This is a genomic window from Pedobacter sp. Leaf216, assembly GCF_001421515.1.
Lineage (GTDB): Bacteria > Bacteroidota > Bacteroidia > Sphingobacteriales > Sphingobacteriaceae > Pedobacter.
Genome location: NZ_LMKM01000033.1, coordinates 115,246 through 133,847, shown reverse-complemented (window position 1 = coordinate 133,847; position 18,602 = coordinate 115,246). Strand labels below are relative to the sequence as shown.

12 protein-coding genes are annotated in these 18,602 nt (G+C 36.7%); 4 read left to right on the top strand and 8 right to left on the bottom strand.

Translation table 11 applies throughout. From position 1 onward, the window contains the following. Nucleotides 1–6: 6 nt before the first annotated feature. The 6 genes from ASE74_RS18885 to ASE74_RS18860 form a co-directional block, all read right to left on the bottom strand. Nucleotides 7–1,386 (bottom strand): glucoamylase family protein, encoded by a 1,380-nt coding sequence (locus tag ASE74_RS18885; protein WP_055912416.1) that lies wholly within the window; start codon nt 1,384–1,386, stop codon nt 7–9. Between the two features lie 64 nt (nt 1,387–1,450). Beyond that, complete coding sequence (locus ASE74_RS18880; protein ID WP_055912414.1) at nt 1,451–2,923, bottom strand: RagB/SusD family nutrient uptake outer membrane protein; 1,473 nt, start codon at nt 2,921–2,923, stop codon at nt 1,451–1,453. Between the two features lie 11 nt (nt 2,924–2,934). Next, on the bottom strand, nt 2,935–5,946 hold the full coding sequence (locus ASE74_RS18875; RefSeq protein ID WP_055912412.1) for a TonB-dependent receptor: 3,012 nt from the start codon (nt 5,944–5,946) through the stop codon (nt 2,935–2,937). A gap of 355 nt (nt 5,947–6,301) precedes the next feature. Beyond that, a complete protein-coding gene (locus ASE74_RS18870) occupies nt 6,302–9,181 on the bottom strand; it encodes a triple tyrosine motif-containing protein (RefSeq protein ID WP_157255482.1) in 2,880 nt (959 codons plus the stop codon). 263 nt (nt 9,182–9,444) lie between these two features. Continuing rightward, a complete protein-coding gene (locus ASE74_RS18865) occupies nt 9,445–10,380 on the bottom strand; it encodes a rhodanese-related sulfurtransferase (RefSeq protein WP_055912408.1) in 936 nt (311 codons plus the stop codon). Nucleotides 10,381–10,572: 192 nt separating this feature from the next. Further along, entirely contained in the window at nt 10,573–13,020 is a 2,448-nt protein-coding gene (locus ASE74_RS18860; protein ID WP_055912406.1) for a DUF5686 and carboxypeptidase regulatory-like domain-containing protein, read from the bottom strand. Nucleotides 13,021–13,266: 246 nt separating this feature from the next. Here ASE74_RS18860 and kbl point away from each other — a divergent pair, with 246 nt between their 5' ends. The 4 genes from kbl to ASE74_RS18840 all read left to right on the top strand — a co-directional run bounded on the left by kbl (nt 13,267) and on the right by ASE74_RS18840 (nt 16,631). Next, nucleotides 13,267–14,454, top strand: a complete 1,188-nt coding sequence (gene kbl / locus ASE74_RS18855; protein ID WP_055912404.1) for a glycine C-acetyltransferase — start codon at nt 13,267–13,269, stop codon at nt 14,452–14,454. 149 nt (nt 14,455–14,603) lie between these two features. After that, nucleotides 14,604–15,644 (top strand): phenylalanine--tRNA ligase subunit alpha, encoded by a 1,041-nt coding sequence (gene pheS, locus ASE74_RS18850; RefSeq protein ID WP_055912403.1) that lies wholly within the window; start codon nt 14,604–14,606, stop codon nt 15,642–15,644. Then, complete coding sequence (locus tag ASE74_RS18845; RefSeq protein ID WP_235526166.1) at nt 15,644–16,054, top strand: hypothetical protein; 411 nt, start codon at nt 15,644–15,646, stop codon at nt 16,052–16,054. Before pheS ends, ASE74_RS18845 begins: the two co-directional genes overlap by 1 nt. Nucleotide 16,055: 1 nt before the next feature. Beyond that, on the top strand, nt 16,056–16,631 hold the full coding sequence (locus tag ASE74_RS18840; protein WP_029274048.1) for a TetR/AcrR family transcriptional regulator: 576 nt from the start codon (nt 16,056–16,058) through the stop codon (nt 16,629–16,631). Nucleotides 16,632–16,790: 159 nt separating this feature from the next. Here ASE74_RS18840 and ASE74_RS18835 read toward each other — a convergent pair whose 3' ends face one another. Both ASE74_RS18835 and ASE74_RS18830 read right to left on the bottom strand, forming a co-directional pair. Continuing rightward, a complete protein-coding gene (locus ASE74_RS18835; RefSeq protein ID WP_055912399.1) occupies nt 16,791–17,474 on the bottom strand; it encodes a hypothetical protein in 684 nt (227 codons plus the stop codon). 55 nt (nt 17,475–17,529) lie between these two features. Beyond that, nucleotides 17,530–18,486 (bottom strand): Fic family protein, encoded by a 957-nt coding sequence (locus tag ASE74_RS18830; protein ID WP_055912397.1) that lies wholly within the window; start codon nt 18,484–18,486, stop codon nt 17,530–17,532. Nucleotides 18,487–18,602: the final 116 nt, after the last annotated feature.

The following is an 18,602-nucleotide window of genomic DNA, read 5'->3' as shown; positions in this document are numbered from 1 at the left end:
TTTAAATTATTTTATTTCCGGGCTTTCAAAGCCGAGTTTGGTTAAGCCATTTTTTACATCGGTATTTTTCATAAATAACTTCCAAAGCAGCCCTGATCTGTAATTTTCGATCATCACTACCATTGGTCCCTGATCTATGCCTAAATATCTTTTTGGGTACCAGTTGTCGGTTTCAGAAAACGCATCATAAAAGCCATATTTACCCCAAACTTTATCGCCCAGATCTTCATAAAGGTGTCTGATTACCTTCATCGATTCTTTAGGAGTATAAGGTATAGATGAAATTGCAGCAGTTGGAGAAATAACGCCCAAATCTTCCTGAAGGCTATGGGCTGCATAACCTTTTACTGAATAACTGGCGGTTAAACCCCAGTTATTTTCACCATAACCTTTAAATTTCTTCGGATTGGACACACAGTAATCGTGGATAGCCAATGTTTGATTTACATTATTTTGCCAATAATCAGCATAACGATCTTTTAAACCTTTCGGGTTTAGGCCTAAATATGAGTAATGTGCCCAAAATAACGGACCCACAGAATTTTTTGCACCTTGATAATCTAATGGAATATGATGCCCATACAGATCGAAATTTGCTTTAATTGCGCCACTCCTTGCCCAACCTTCGTGGTACACTTCGGCAGGAACGCCATGGGTAGGGGATGAGGCTGCCATAACATACATAATTAAACATTCATTATAGCCTTTTACGGGAAAGTTCATTTCCCAGTTGTATTCTGGCGACCAATGCCAGTACAATACATTTTGCCCGTTGCGGAACCAATTAAAATCGATGCCTTTCCAAAGCGCATCTGCTTTTTTTGCCAGGGCTTTTTCGGGTTCGGTTCCATTTTTATAATATTCGTTGATGCAGATTAAAGCCTGCGCCACAAATGAAGTTTCAACTAAGTCGCCTCCATTGTCTTTTTGTCCGAATGGACGTACTTTTCCAGTCTCGCCATTGATCCAGTGAGACCAGGCTCCATGAAAACGATCTGCTTTAGATAGGAAATCCAATATTTTGTTTAATCTTTCCAAACCCTCTTGTTTGGTTACATAGTTTCTATCAATACCACTTAAAATAGCCATCAACCCAAAACCTGTTGCCCCTGTAGCAACTGTGTTTTTATCATTTTCAGGATAAACGTTATCTACATGAAAACGCTCCCTGCCAGCACCTGATGTTGGCTCAGCTCCATCCCAAAAGTATTGGAAGGTTTGTTTCTGAACGAGATCCAATAACTCAACATCTGACAGGTTTTTCTTGATGGTGAGATCAGGGGTATATTTGATGTTTTTATGCTTTGAACAAGCACTTACAAGTAAAAAAGAGCCGAATGTGGCTGCAAATATTAAAGTGATTTTTTTTAGGTATGTTTTTGACATGGTACGGAACAAAGGAAATAAAGGCTGTCGGTTTTAGCCGACAACCTTTATTTAGATTTAAGTTTTAATAGCCAGGATTTTGTTTTAATAATCCACCGCTTAAGTCAATTTCATTCTGAGGAATTGGCCAAACTTCATTTTTATTTGCTTTCCATCCTTTAGGACCAAAAACTGTTGCTGCTCTTCCCTGACGTATAACATCAAAGTAACGGTCGTTTTCCATTGCAAGTTCAACCTGTCTTTCTTTCCAGATCGCCTGACGCAATGCATCCTTATCTGTGGTGGTAACATTTGGAAGGATATTATTATTTCCACCTCTTGCACGTGCACGTACCCTGTTTAGTGAGGTTAATGCTTGCGAAGGATTGCCCAATTCATTGGCAGCTTCTGCGTTTATTAAAAGAACATCGGCAAATCTCAATACCCTGAAATTCTGCTGAGCACCTTCGTTAAAGCCAGATACCCGTGTTGCAAATGGAACATACGATTTTTGATTGTATCTTTCGTTCGGTACAGTAGTAGGGACTAAATCGCCTTGAGGGGTCGTTTCTCCTTTAAATAAAATAGTTGCATCTCTGCGTGGATCTCCTGGTTCAAAAGCATTTGCTAGTGCCTCAGATGGTGTATTGAAACCCCATCCCATAACACCGGCTACACCCTGAACCTGGCTATATTGCGAATTTGAAGCATCTGCATTACTCTGTAATAATTCTGCTTGTACTTCAAATAAAGACTCAATATTATTTTCATTTTGTGTTCTGAAACCTTTCTCAAAATCTGGAAACAGATCATATCCTAAGCCCATTACCTGGTTGGTGAGTGCAAGTACATCTGCCCATTTGTTTTGATACATGGCAACTTTAGCTTTCATGCCAAGTGCTGCACCTTTTGTAGCTCTCCCTAAATCTGCAGAACCGTATGATTGTGGTAATACAGCAGCTGATTCTGTCAGGTCTTTTTCAATTTGAGCATATACCGCAGCTTTCTCAGCTTGTGGAATATTAAATTCTGTATTTTCTTTAGGCACTGTTAGTCTTAAAGGAACTCTTCCATAAGCTCTTACAAGTCTAAAGTAAGAATATGCCCTGATAAATTTTGCTTCAGCTAAATATCTGGCTTTAAGTGCGGCATCCATATTGATATTTGGAACATTATCCAATACCTGGTTGCAAAGATTAATGTTTTGATACTGACCTGTCCAGAAATCCTGTAAGGTGCCATGTGTAGCGGTAACCGTAAACTGATCATACAGATTGAAAAAGGTTGCATCTGTAGGTGTACTACCTTTATCAGCTTCGTCAGATCCGGTACTTTCTATAGCAATTGCATTAAAGGCTACATTGTTCCAGCTGCGTAAATTGGCATAAATTGCATTTACACCTTTTAAGGCATCATCCTGGTTTTGCCAAAACGTAGCAGAAGGCTGTTGACCTTGAGGTGGAACATTTAAAAATTCCTTTTTACATGATGCTGTAAAGAGCATTGCGCCAAGCGCGGCTGCAATTACGCATGATTGTATATTTATATTTTTTTTCATTTTGATGTCGATTAGAAAGTTACGTTAACGCCGAAATTATACGTTGCGAATAATGGATAAACGTTAGTATCTATGCCTGCATTTGTAGGTGCTCCACCAACTTCAGGGCTAAAGCCTTTGTATCCGAAGATGTTAAGTGCATTTTGGGCATTTGCAAATACTCTTAAGCGCTGCATTTTCATTTTACTGCTTATGGCGCTTGGTAATGTATAACCAAGTTGGATATTTCTTAACCGGATATAGTCACCTTTTTCTACATAGAAAGAATTTGGTGCATTATTTAATCCACCAGCTAAATCAGCAGATGAGTATGTATTAGATGTACCAGCACCCGTCCAGCGGTTGTTGATAAAATCTTTAGTGAAATTCTCATTACCGAAACGGTTACCCAAATTCGCATTATATACACTAACATCAGCAACGCCTTGAATATCTAATGTTAAATCGAAATTTTTATAGGCAAAATTAGTGTTTACACCATACGTAAATTTAGGATTTGGATTTCCAAGTACTACCCTGTCTCTTAAATCAATCACGCCATCGCCATTAGTATCAGCGTACTTAAAATCGCCTCTTTTAAAACCTGGCCAAGCTGCGGCTTCAGCATCTGTTTGGAAAACTCCTTCTACCTGATAACCATAAAACTCACCAATCGGACGATTATTCACTGTTCTGGTTGATAAGTATCCGCTGGTTAATCCTGCGCCTCCTCTGTAAATTGGATTTGCTCCAGATGTTACGTTGATCACTTTGTTTTCATTCATGCCAACATTTCCACTGATGGAATAAGTAAACCCGCCGTCTGTTTTATCAGCCCAAGTTGCAGAAAATTCAAAGCCTCGGTTTTGGATATCTGCTTGATTTGCAATAAGAGTTGGGGTTTCAGCACCTGTATTTCCTAAGATAGGAATATCAAATATTGATTGCTCAGTTTTTCTGTTATAATAATCTGTTTCGATAGTTAATCTGTTATTCAGAAAACCCATTTCTAAGCCAATATCAGTACCAGCACTTCTTTCCCAATATAATGTTGGTGGAACAAATGAATTAATACTGGCACCGGTATAAGGAATGCCGTTAAAAAAGGCAATATATCCAGGACTCTGATCTACTCTTAATACAGTAGGGTTAATTGGAACACCAGCATTTCCTACTTTACCCCAGCTTCCTCTAAGTTTTAAATTGCTGAATATTTTTTGATCTTTCATGAATTCCTCATTACTGATCACCCATCCTGCACCAATAGAAGGGAAATTCCCCCATAAGTTATTCGTGCCATAAAACTGTGAAGCACCATCTCTTCTTATAGAGGCATTTAATAAATACCTGTTTTTATAAGAATAATTAAATCTTCCAAAATATGAAGCAAAGGTTGATAATTCACCTAAATCTGTAACGTTTCTGGTAGACGCGTCGCCAAGTGCTAAATACAAATCTCCTTCTGATGAATAAGGAACGTTTAATGCATCTGCATTGATCGTATACATTTTATTACGCTGGGCAGTTTGTCCTACCAACACTGTTAAACTGTGGTCGTTCCACTTTTTATCGTAAGTTAAAGTGTTTTCTATAATCCAGTTTCTGTTTTCAACACGATCAATATCCAATTTACTATTGGTATTTTGTTGGGTATTGCTTGCTTTATACACCGGAATATAACCTCGAACTTCGTCCTGACTAAAATCACCACCAAAGCTTGTTTTAAATGTGAAGTCTTTCAAGAACTTCAACTCTGCAAATATATTTCCGGTAACCTTGTATTTTGTGGTTTGCTGATTAAAGAAATCCAATGTAGCTTGAGGATTCATGTTACTGCCATTACCCAAGTTAAACGCATTAGGATCGCCATAAGTTCCATCAGCATTAAATACCGGAACAACAGGAGATGCTGCATATAAGGCCCTGAATATAGATGATGGTGCATCTTTAGACTTGCTTGAAGCTGCTGTTACATTATATCCAATTTTTAATGGTTTGAAAATCTGGAAGTCATTTGATAATCGGGCTGTATACCTTTTATAATTGTTGTTTTTAACAATTCCATCCTGATCCAAATAACCTAAAGATAGGTTATAAGTAGATTTTTCGCTTCCACCACTAACAGAAAGCTGGTGATTGGTAATCAAAGCATCTCTTAAAACTACATCATACCAGTTGGTTCCTTCTCCAAGGTTGGTATTTGAAAATAATGGAGCAACAGCAGGGGTTTGAAGTGCGTAAGCCTCATTTACTGCAGTAGCATATTCTGAAGCATTTGCCATTTCAACCTTGTTAGTAACCTTCTGGAAACCCACGGTACCATTGTAATTGATTACTGCATCACCTTTTTTACCTTTATTTGTTGTTACCAGAACTACACCATTGGCAGCCCTGATACCATAAATAGATTGCGCAGAAGCATCTTTTAAAATACTAATATTTGCAATGTCAGAAGGATTTAAAAAGTTAATATCATCATACCATACACCGTCTACTACATATAATGGTACTGTTTTACCATAAATGGTACCGGTACCTCTGATGGTGATGGTTGGTGAACCGCCTGGCGTACCAGTATTGGTAATGGAAACACCTGCTACTTTACCTTGTAATGCACCAACAGGATTTGTTGAAATCTGTTTTGAAATATCTTCACCCTTTACTGAAGCTACGGATCCTGTAACATCAATTTTTCTCTGCGTACCATAACCCACAACCACAACCTGCTCTAATTGTTGTGTTGATGATGCTAGGGATACATTAAGGGTAGTTTGATTATTTACAGCCTGCTCAAGTGCTGTATAGCCTACAAAGTTAAATACTAATGTGGCATTAGCCGGCGCGCTAATGGAGTAGCCGCCGTTTACATCTGTTTGCGTGCCAGTTTGTGTGCCCTTAACTAAAATAGTTACGCCAGGTAAAGGTGTTTTATCACCCCCATCAATTACCTTACCTTTTATGGTAATGTTTTGCGCAAATGCTACGTTAATTGTTAGCAAACAAAATGCAGCGAGAACAGAAATTCTTGTAAAGATTCTTTTCATGCTTTATTATAAATTTAGTTTAATTGTTAGTTAAATGTGAGGTTGTTTTTGGTGATGTGCAAGTGTTTCTACCTCTACATTAATACATCATGAAAACCAGTTTGGTTTAGTTAACGATTAAACCAAATGCCATTTTAGGTCAAAAACACAGTTTTATTGGATTTTAACATAATATTAACATATGGTTAAGTGTATAAATAACACTAAGTAATTTGTGGGGCGTAGAAACCCAGCATGAGAGGTAATGATGTAGTGCCGATTTGATGGTTAATAGCAAATAATCCGCAAAAAGCGTTTTTCGCATAAATTTTTCCGTGCTCCCCTGATTAAGTTTTTGCTTTTAAAATGAGCTAAATTAAAGCTCCATTAAAAACTCAGTTAAGTTTTTATCATGTGGCACTTCGAGCTTTTTACGCAAACGGTAGCGGCGTATTTCTACACCTCTTAAACTGATATTAAGTAGTGACGACATTTCTTTGCTACTCATATTCATCCTTAGGTAGGCGCAAAGTTTTAAATCGTTCGGAACAAGATCGGGGTGCTGTGCTTTTAATTTTTTAAAGAAACTTTCATGTGCTTCATTAAAGCTGTTTTCGAATAAATGCCAATCGCGTTCATCATTCATTCCGTCATTAATAACCTTCTGAATTTTTCGGGTTTGATCATCCGAAAGCTTTTTACCATTTTCGTCTTTAAGTTTGGTTATTTCATCACTCAGTTTCTGGAGCAACTCATTTTTATACACTAAAGTCATGGCAGAGTTGGCCAATTCTCTGTTTTTGGAAGCCAGTTCGGCCTGTAATTTCTCCGTTTGCAACTTAATGATCTGCTTTTCATTAATTTCAGCTTCCTTTCTTAATTTCTCTTCTTGCTCAGCTTGTAAACGGTCACTTATTTTTTTACTATCCCTATTAAGTTTTCGCTCGTAAAGTTTTTTGCCTAAAATCAACACGATTACAAATAAAATAGTGTAGCACAATATTGCCCAGTTATTAAGATACCAGGGGCGCAAAATGGTAAAAGAATAAGTTGTTTCCTGGCTTACTGTATTATCATCTATTTTGGCCCTAACTTTAAAAATATAATTACCTGCACTTAAATTGGTAAAATCTTTCTGTGTGGCGTAACTCCAGTCAGACCACGATTTTGAATAACCTTCTAAATAAAATTGGTATTTAACTTTAGCCTGGCGGTAATATGGCAATGCATAAGAAATTCTGATGTTATTTCTGCTGTTTTGAATCTCCGTTGTTTCCTCATTATTTCCTGATTCGCTTATGAGTGAAAACTTATCGGTAATGTCTTCAACACGACGGATCAGCACAGCCGGAAGCTTCTGCTTCTGCATATTCAGCTGGGCAGTTGGATTATAAATCACAAAACCATCATCAACACTGATCAGATAAATTGAATTGCTAATTCGGCTGATGTTTTCATAATATTGTACCATCCGGCCATCTAAAATGCTAAACTGGTTCGAATCTATTTCTACCTTTCCAGGCTCGCTAAAATTAACGAGGGCCGTTTTTCCATGGTTAATAAACCAATATTTTTTACCACCAGCATTAATAATTTTATTGGAAGATTGAAAAGAGCCTAATTCTTTATTTAACGCTTCATATTTGGTAAATTTATTGCTAAGTTCATCGTAGGTATAAAAACCAGCATCAGAAGAAAAAACAATCTTATTTTCTAAATTGAAAATGTTGATGTTATAATTACCCGGCAAACCATTCTTTTCATCGAAATATTTAGTACTCGTTACACTGGTATAATTTGCACTTAAAGTTAGTTTAAATAAACCTTTGTACGCATGTGCAACCCAAATATCTCCTTTATTATCTTGTTCAACGTACCTGGATGGAGCATCAAATCCTGTAACATTCGTCACAAATTTTAAACCAGATGCCGGAGATTCTTTAAAAAGCGAAAGCCCGGTGTAAGTACCCTGAACCAGGTAATTTGGATTTGTATTGAGTTTTTTAATCGTCCAACCGCCAGCAGATCTTGAAAGCCAGTCGATCTTATCCCCGTTTACTTTAAATGTACCACTATTATGCCCGCAAATGAGTTCATTGTCGATAATGGTGAGTTCCCATACCTGGCCCTGCGAATTGGGAATTAATCGGAAATTAAAAGGTAAAAGATTATCCGGCGACCAATCACTATAAAATAAACCCTGGTTAGTACCCAGATAAATTTTATTGTTGAAAATTATACTGGAATACACGGTACCGAACTGACCGGTTTTATCAAAATAGAAATATAAAGGCGAATTAAGTTCAATCCTGTCGATCCCGTTATCTAATCCCGTCCAAAGATTCTGTTCATTATCTGCGTATAAACTTAAAACAGTGTTGTTTTGTAAACCGCTCGATTTATTAATGCGTTGTACAACCCTTCCATTTTCGTCAATAATGATCAATCCGTTCAGAATGGTGCCGTAAGCAAAGTATTTACCCAGCAAGCTAACACCATTGTTGAGTTGATAAGTTTTAAGGTAACTGTTGGCAGGAGTGTTCAATGGTGTAAAATCTTTTCCATCGTAAGTAAAAAGCCCGTTTTTACTGGTGCCGATAATCAATCCATTGGTTTTATAAGGAAGGATAGACAGAATCCCTTCTTTGCCAAGTTTTTCACTATTTGGGATATGATTCAGTTTATTTCCAACAAGTTCGAAGAGCCCTTTTTCAAGTACCTCTATAAGGTATCGGTTATTTATTTTATGCAGAAAGAGAAATGAAGATGGCGATTTTACCACTTCGATTTTGTTATTTTTATAGATGAAAATTTTAGAAAAGGATTGAAAGATCACCCGATCCTGATCTACATAAATTTTCCATACCTCATCATTTATTTTTATGCCTTTAGGTAATAAACTGATAAGCGAGTTATAACTTAATTTATTGTTTTTAATGGCCCAGTAGCCAAATTCGCCAAAGCTACCCGTGTAAATACGCCCCTTATTATCAGTAGCTACCGATCTTACAATCTGCCTGTTGGGCATCTGGTATTTTTGCCAATAGCGTCCATCAAAAGTTAAAAGTCCTTCAGCATTACCAAAGTACATTACGCCATTTTTATCTTTTGTGATGCTCCAGTTTTGGTTTCCTGATGAATAAACCGATTTGGGATAATTTTCTATATAGGGTACGCCAATGCTTTTAATCTCTGAGGCATAGCAGTTAATCGTAAAACAGGATAAAAGTATTAGGAACCGGAAATAGTTTAGCATAAAATGGCAATTGGGTAAACCCATTATTACACAAAGTAAATGAAAAATTGTTTAATAAGGGCGATACCGCACAATCGTCTTGCTGAATTTATTTCAGCATCTATTGTTAAGATATGCTCTAAAATGAATTCAGGGTAACAACACAAAAAACCAATACAACCGTCTTGCTGAATTTATTTCAGCATCTCTTGTTAGGATATGCTCTAAAATGATTTCAGGGTAACAACACTAAAAACCAATACAACCGTCTTGCTGAATTATCGCTAGGCCTTAACCGCTACCGGCTGAGGAACCTTAACATAATAGCCAGTACCATCATATGGGCGTTTACGAGGGTTTGTAGTGCACGCTGTTGAGCAGCAACCCTGAAGTTCTTCTCCGCATTCATCACATTGAGTAATGTGCTCATTACATTCCGGATTGGCACAATTGATCATCTTTGGGGTAGTTTTACCGCAATTATAGCAAACCGAAACTATGGTTGGGTTTACTTCATTTACATCAACAGCAATACGGTTATCAAAAACATAACATTTACCTTCAAAATCTTTTCCACCCGCTTCTTTACCGTATTTAATAATCCCGCCATGCAATTGGTAAACATCATTAAAACCATGATGTAATAGTAATGCAGAAGCTTTTTCGCATTTAATGCCACCAGTGCAATAAGTCAGTATTTTCTTGTCTTTATATTGTGCAAGCTGATTAATCTGCTCCGGAAAATCTCTGAAATTCTCGATATCTAATGTTACTGCGTTTTTGAATTTACCGAGGTTATGTTCATAATTAGAGCGTACATCAAGGATAATAACATCCTCGTCATCTTTCATTTTCATGAAATCAACCGGTTCTAAATGTTTTCCTGTTTTTTCATTGGGATTGATAATCGAAGTATCCCTTAAACCCGAATGTACAATTTCAGATTTATAACGGCAGTGCATTTTAAGGAAAGAAGGCTCTTCAACATCGTCTATTTTGAATTCGGTTTTAGCGAAACGCTCATCTGCGTGTACTGCTTTCATATAAGCTTCGCAAGCTTCAGCCGTTCCGGAAACGGTTCCGTTCAAACCTTCATCAGCAACGATAATGCGGCCAACTAAATCCAGAGATTTACAAAATTTAAGGTGATCGGCAGCCAATTGCTCTGCCTCTGCTATGTAACTATAGCAATAGTAAAGTAGTGTTTGATATTTTTTCATAACGCTGTTGATACCGTTGCAAACGGCGTTTAAAGCGGGGCAAAGATAGTAAAAAAGGATGAAGGTAGAAAGGCTGAAGGCAGAAAGGTTGAAGACCTCTATGCCCTAAACTCTTCATCGACAAACTTATCATCGATTTGAAAATTTAGTTGTATTTGCCCTAAAACTTCCTGCCCTCTACCTTCAACCTCCTTAAAAGCCGTAAGAAATTCTAAATCCTTGCGTTAATTTGGTGCCGCCATCATAAGCAAAACCATAACTTGCCCTTAAAACCAAGCGTTGAATACCAAAATAAAACTCTTTATAATTCCTTTTTTCAGGAGAAGAAAGATAACCCCCACCAATAAATTCTTCCAGCTTAGCTTTACGCAACAATGGAATTTTGTTCATGAAAAAACCTGCAAAATTATGCTCCAAATGTGCTTCAAAATATTGCTGGTTGGTACTGAACTGGTAAAAATCCAAATATTGGAACTTTCTTAAGTTAGGAGGGAAAATTGTAGAAATATTACCCGCAAAGTGTTTAAAATCAGGGTAATACATTTTATCATTATTTAAGAACTTGCCCACACCTGCCAGAAAAGATGTATAACCCCATAATCCCAATCCGATTCTGTCTTGAGAAACCTCCAGCTTAACAAAATCATAGTCAATATCGCTATTTAAAACACCATGAAATCCCTTTTTATACAATACCGTAATTTTAGGAAAACGCGATTCTGTATAAAACTTACCGTCAGGGCGTGTAATGTATTTTTGCCCCATGGTATAAGTTAAACTTGCGGTTGCACTAAGTGAATTATAAGTTGGGAAAAGTGGTGTTTCAACAGTCGGACTAAAAGGATTGTTCGAAGTAAACTCCCTGTCTTTTGCATCTATAAACTTAAATGTAGTGCTATTACTTAAATTTTTGTTATGGCTGTAATCTACACTTACACTTGCTTGTAAACCTGTAGCCAATTCGCGGGTGGTGTTGATGTTGATGAAATTCTTTTCGTAAAATTTAGAGAAGTTTTTCTCATAAAACAAGGAGTTGATAGAATTACCCAGAGCCGTCATAGAGCCCAGGTTGTTCAAGTCGAAAATTCCGTTTCCGAAAGATGCACCTACACTGGCTCTTTTAAGTGGGTTGTAATAATAACTTCCTGTTAAACTTCCTGTAAGTTTTTGATTTGCAAAACCATACCTCAATTCTGGTCGGATGGAGTAAGATCTTCTATTGGCGAATTCTTTACGGTAAGTAACGCCATATTTAACAGCAAAACCTTCTACAGTATTGTAAAATATTGCCCTAAGCACAGGGTCGAACGACCAATATTCTTTATCATAACGATCGTTAATGCTATACCCCCTGAGCAGCAGTTTGCCAATTCCGAATTTGTTGTTGTCTTTTTCTAATGAATCAAGATACTTTTTCGATTCTTTAAGTTTGGCAATGCTATCTTTTTTAACATAATTAAGCTTTTCATCACCCGTTAACGGAATAGGCCGGTTATTGGCCCAGTAAGCAGAATCTTTCTTATTTACCATTTCGGTAATTTTCAAAATTTCGCCACTGAAGTAATTTTTAGGGAATTTTGGATCAATGTTGTAATTGTTATATATCCCAACGTAATAGCCAGCAATTTTAAAGCCCAGTACATTACCGGCAAATTGAAAGTTAATCGCCGTTGGCATATAAAGATCTTTAACCTTGGTAAACTGTTGACTGATGTTTAAAGTATCAATAAAGTTGATGCCGGCGTTTTTGGTAAGGTAAACATCGGTGTTGTATATTCTCCAGCTTTCATCTATAATGTAAATAATCCCTCTAAAAACAGGATCGTTTTCACGGCGTGGAATTACCTCAATTTTATGAATAAGCTCCCCATTTTCTTTGCTTTCGCCAAGCAGCTTGTATTTATAATAAAATAATGCATTATCTGCAATAGGAGAAATAAATCCCCTTGCACTCAGTTTATTTTCGAGTAGGTAATTGTCGTAAAAATTAATAATCAGATCCGATGCTTTGTTAAAGCTAAAAGCATTATTCCTTCCAGCAACTTTTGATGAAATCATTTCTTCATGTACATCATTTGGTCTTCTGAAATTAAACTTACTCTGTGATTCTGAAAGATAAATAATCCCTTTTCTATTGGTGTCGAGTTCTAACACCTTTTGAATATCCTGACCGAAGAATTTTTTTGGAGCACCCTTTAAGCGTTGCACACCTTTAATATAAACATCGCAACTAAAGGCCTTAACTTCTTCTAAATGTGTTTTTCTTTGTTTAATTGCCTTACGGATAATGGCATAAGCAGGATCTTCGGCATTTGCCCTGATATTTACATTTTCTAAAGTATAACTTTCGGATGTAACGGTTACATTAAGGGTTAAATCATCCTTAAGGTTAATAATGTGATCCTGCTGCTTAAAGCCTACTGCCCTGAAACTTAAAGTATATTCTCCGCTTTTTAGCTTCATGGAATATTTTCCATCAACATTTGCAGAAGTTCCGGTAGTGGTGTTTTTTAGATAAACAGAAGCAAAAGGAACAGGCTGACCGCTGCTATCTTTTACTGTTCCTGTAATGGTAAATTGTTGAGCTAAAACAAAATTGGTGAGGCCACAAAAAAATAGGAGCGCGCAAATTTTTATCATAAGTTAGATTAGTAAGCTATAAATATCGAATAACTTTTAAGACTATACATATAGGGGTGTGTTAAAGTTTGTTAAGATCGAAAAAAAATAATTTGCATAAACCGATTTACTTACCGACTTCAAATTTTCACAGATTATACAATCGATCAAACGTTTGTGTGTAAAATATAGGGATAAAATTGCGTTTTTAGGTCGGAGAAGACTTTTTTTTATAACTTTGGGCGTAAAATCAACCATAAAAAGGCCATGTACAAAACATTACAACCTGTTCTTCAAAAAGAACTTGAAGAAATCGAAAACGCTGGATTATTTAAACGCGAACGTATAATTATTACCCCTCAGGGTGCCGACATTAAAGTAAGTGGCGGTGCTGAAGTAGTTAACTTTTGTGCAAATAATTATTTAGGGCTTTCTTCTCATCCAAAAGTGATAGAAGCAGCTAAAAAAGCAATCGACGATCATGGTTATGGAATGTCTTCAGTGCGTTTTATCTGTGGTACACAAGATGTGCATAAAGAACTGGAAGCAAAAATTTCTAAATTTTTAGGTACAGAAGATACCATTTTATATGCAGCTGCATTTGATGCAAACGGTGGTGTTTTTGAGCCATTGTTTAATGCAGAAGATGCCATTATTTCTGACGAATTAAACCATGCATCGATCATTGATGGTGTAAGGTTATGTAAAGCACAGCGTTTCCGTTATAAAAATGCGGATATGGAAGATCTTGAAAAACAGCTAATTGCCGCTAAAGATTGCAGACATAGAATTATTGTTACCGATGGAGCTTTTTCGATGGACGGATCTGTAGCCCCATTGGATAAAATTGCTGATTTGGCTGATAAATATGAAGCTTTGATCATGATTGATGAATCGCATTGCACTGGCTTTATCGGTAAAAATGGACGCGGAACGCACGAACATTTTAACGTGATTGACCGCATCGATATCATTACAGGTACTTTGGGTAAAGCTTTAGGTGGTGCATCAGGAGGTTTTACCTCTGGAAAAAAGGAAATCATCGATATGTTGCGTCAGCGCTCACGGCCTTATTTATTTTCCAATACATTGGCTCCGGCAATTGCAGGCGCATCTATCGCCGTATTGGATATGTTGAGCGAAACCACTTCTTTAAGAGATAAATTGGAAAATAATACCAAATATTTCCGTGAGAAAATGACGGCAGCCGGTTTTGATATTAAACCTGGCTTTCACCCGATTGTTCCGGTAATGTTGTATGATGCTAAAATTGCGCAACAATTTGCAGCAAAAATGCTGGAAGAGGGTATTTATGTAATTGGCTTCTTTTATCCGGTTGTACCGCAAGGCAAAGCAAGGATCCGTGTGCAGTTATCTGCCGCACATGAACAACACCATTTGGATAAAGCGATTGCCGCTTTTACCAAAGTTGGTAAAGAATTAGGTGTGATTTAAAACTTATAGATCTAACGTAAACAACAAAAGCCGCTTTATGTGGCTTTTGTTGTTTACGGGTTCATTTTCTTTTATAAGGATATTGTAAACAGATTATTTGAACCCGGCAACTTTAAAAATATTAGATAATTTGCCGTATATTTGAAGCCATGTTACAGGACAAAATAACACTATATACCGATAAAATTAATGCTTTCGTAACCGAAAAAGCAGACGAGTTAGAGCAATTCCGCATTAAATACTTAGGAAGCAAAGGCATTATCAAGGAGATTTTCGACGAATTTAAATCTGTTTCTGTTGAAGAAAAAAGATCATTAGGAAAGGTTTTAAATGAGTTTAAACAACTTGCCGAATCTAAATATTTAACATTAAAGGAATCTACAGAAAGTACTGAAACCAATACAGAAAGCGCTCAACTGGATTTAACTTTACCAGGTGAAGGTTTCGAAATTGGTTCGCGCCATCCATTGGCCCTTGTGCGAAGAGAGATTGTAGAAATATTTGCCAAATTGGGTTTTACGGTAGCAGAAGGTCCTGAAATTGAAGATGATTGGCATAATTTCTCCGCTTTGAACTTCCCTGAAGAACATCCGGCAAGAGATATGCAGGATACTTTCTTTATTAAAAAAGGTGGCGAAAAAGGCGATATTGCTTTGCGTACACATACTTCTTCCGTACAGGTACGGATGATGGAGCAGGGCCAACCACCATTCAGGGCAATTATGCCTGGTCGCGTTTACCGTAACGAAGCCATTTCGGCACGTGCACACTGTTTTTTTCATCAGGTAGAAGGTTTGTATGTTGATGAAAATGTTTCATTCGCAGATTTAAAGCAAACCTTGTTTTATTTTGTTCAGGAGTTATATGGAGAAGGAACCAAAGTGCGTTTCCGTCCATCATATTTTCCTTTTACAGAACCATCTGCAGAGATGGATATTTCTTGTACCATTTGTAAAGGAGCCGGTTGCCAGTTTTGTAAATATAGCGGCTGGGTAGAGATCTTGGGCTGCGGTATGGTAGATCCTAATGTATTGGAAAACTGCGGTATAGATTCTAAAAAATACAGTGGTTTTGCATTTGGAATGGGAATAGAGCGTATTACCAACCTAAAATATGAAATTAAAGATTTGCGTTTATTTTCAGAAAATGATTCACGTTTTCTGAAGCAATTTAAATCGGCTTTAATTTAATGATGAAGCATTTATACAGCATATTGTTTGTGCTTGTTTTTGCCACAGCTTGTGGTAAAGATGAAGGTTACATTCCGGATGTGCCTGTAAATTATAATGTTACCTTAACAGAATTCAGTATAAAAGCTGTAAATAATGTATTGGTGGTTTCTAATTATGGTGTTGGTGGCTTGTTAATTGTTAAAACGCCATTGGGTACTTACGTAGCCTTTGATCGTTGCAGTACTGTAAATCCAGAGAAAATTTGTAAGGTAGCTCCGGATGAGAGTGGTGTAACGGCTACTGATGCATGTTCGGGTGCTAAATTTTCACTGCTTGATGGCAGTCCGCAGAAGGCACCAGCCGAAAGAAGCTTAAAAGCATACAATATTTCGTTGCAGGGCAACACACTATTACACGTAAGCAATTAAAATGGAAGCTGAAAAAATAAAAGAAACAGTAAAAAAAGCTGCCAAAGAACTATTCAGAAAGTATGGTTACCATAAAACCAGCGTAAACGAAATTGCTAAAAAAGCGCGTATAGCAAAAGCAACCATTTACAAATATTTCGAAAGTAAAGAGCAGGTTTTGGATAGCATCCTTATGGATTATCTTGATCAGAACCTTCACGAAATTCTGCATAATAAATTAAGCTATGCTTCAGAAGAGGAGCATTTAAAGGCCTTGGTGATGAAAACCAGCCGTTTATCGTTTACAGCCTGTAATGAGTTTATCGGTTGGGATTTTGTACGCGAAAATGCCAATTCACAAGAGTTTTTAAAACACCTTTCTGATCAGTTGGAGGCCTTATTATTGGCCGCTTACCTTCAGTTGGATAACTTTAAGAATAATCCTGCAAGGAGAGAAGGGTTGGCCTTTTTGCTAAAAGCGAGTAAAAGCATTGTATTTTCGTTCGCATTTACTTCGGTAAGTGACTCGGATGTGCGCAAAAACTTTGTAAGCTTTCAAAAAGAGATTTTGCCATTTTTGGTAAAGGCTGCACTTTAAACTATTTAGCTATATAAGGTGATCGTTATGCTGAATTTATTTCAGCATTTTTTTTGAGATATAGACCCTGAAATATATTCAGAGTGAGCACTTTAGGTAATACATCTTTAGAGAGTTTTTTCTAAAAGCGAGCTTTAATTTGAAACGAGGTTAATAGATTTACTGATTATAATAATCTTTCATTTTAAACTTTTGCACAGTTCTTTTCATTTTGCCATCAACCAGTTTTTGCGTAATTACGGTAACATTATCGGCAATACTTGAGTCTTCAATTACCGATGAATCTTCGTAAAGCAAGCTTTTAGCATCATATTTATAATTAATGGTTTTGTCAAAACAGCATCCATCTTTTTGGTGTGTGGCAATCTGTTTGGCTTTTTTATCTACATCAAACATGCCCAGGTTTTCGCTTGCAAGTTTGGTGAGTTCGCTATTCAAAACAAACTTGTTGTCTTTTGAGGATAAATAAACATTATACGAGGGACTGGAATAAGCACCATTGTTTCCATTTCTAATGGCGATATCTTCAAATCCATCAAAGTTAAAATCGCCAAAAATAAGTGGAGTTTGGTATTTACCAAGTTCAAGCCAGCCAAGTTTCGCGTTCTGTGTTTCCGTTAAGCCAAAATCAAGGTCTTCTGAATGGAAAGTATCAATTTCCCTGTCTGATATTTTATCATAAATGATAACAGTTGCTTTTCCGCTGCAAGCGTTACCTTCGCATTTATCTACGAAAATTTTTGCCTTATACTGATTGGAACTGTTGTTAGCTAAAAACTTAAATTGGGCTTTCGAGGTACTGGCAATCAATAAAATACTGCAAAAAATGATTAAATTTTTCATTAAATATTTTTTGGTAAAATTACATCAATATCACAGGGTAAAAAGTTAAAAAAGGTTAACGTTTTCTTTTACGCGTTTTGATATAACTTTGCACTGCCGACTTGGTTGTAACCCAATCTTTCCCTTCCTTATAGGCATCTATTTTACCTTGCCTGGCCAATAAACTCACGTATTCTTGCCCATATGGAACATCAGGCTCTGAAACAATATGTGATATCGGCTCATAATCTCCGTAAGTGTTTCCAGGCAAAGCATTGATGTAAATGTTAAGTGAACGTTCTAAAGCTTGTAACATCAATAAGCAAAGTTTATAATAACTGCCTTTATTTGCCTGGTTAAGTGCTTCGTAGTATTTTTTTCTGTCGTTTTTGAGGATAATTGCAGGAGGGAAGCCATTTCTCATAAGCAATAAATTCATGGCTAACCTTACTGTACGGCCATTCCCATCGAAAAAAGGATGGATCCAAACAAGTTTATGGTGAAAAATAGTAGACAATAGTACATCGCTTAAGCCTAAAGTGTTATGGTTTATAAAATCGATCAATTGATCCAATAAATCAGAAACCTTATTTGCATTTGGCGGAGTAAAATTTGCCCCAACAATACGAACACCACCATTTCTTAAACGGCCGGCAAAATCATCTTCGATGCTTCTCAATACTAAGCCATGCAGCGATAAAATATCAATATTTCTAAGCGTGTAGTTTTTATTGATTAGGGTATAAAGGTAATCGATTGCTTTTTCGTGATTATAGGCTTCAAAATGCTCCCTTAACGATTTTCCTTTAACAGTCATTCCTTCCTGTAAAACCATTTGGGTTTCTTTTAAGCTCAAAGTATTGCCTTCTATACTGTTCGAGTTATACGTCCACTCTAAGGTAAGGTCTTGTTTAATGCGGTGTAGAGCGCTATTTGGCAATGGCCTAGAGGTTTCTAACCGGGCCTTTTTTTCATAAAGCCTGTCTATCTGCGGTTGCAGCTCTTCTAAATCCCTTAAATCAAATTCCCACATACTCAAATGTATTAAATATCGTTAGGATATAAAAATAAACTTATCCGATATTAACAACTTCTTAAAATGTAGGTAGAACGCAATCTTAGCTTTCGTTGATAATTGCTTTAAATAAA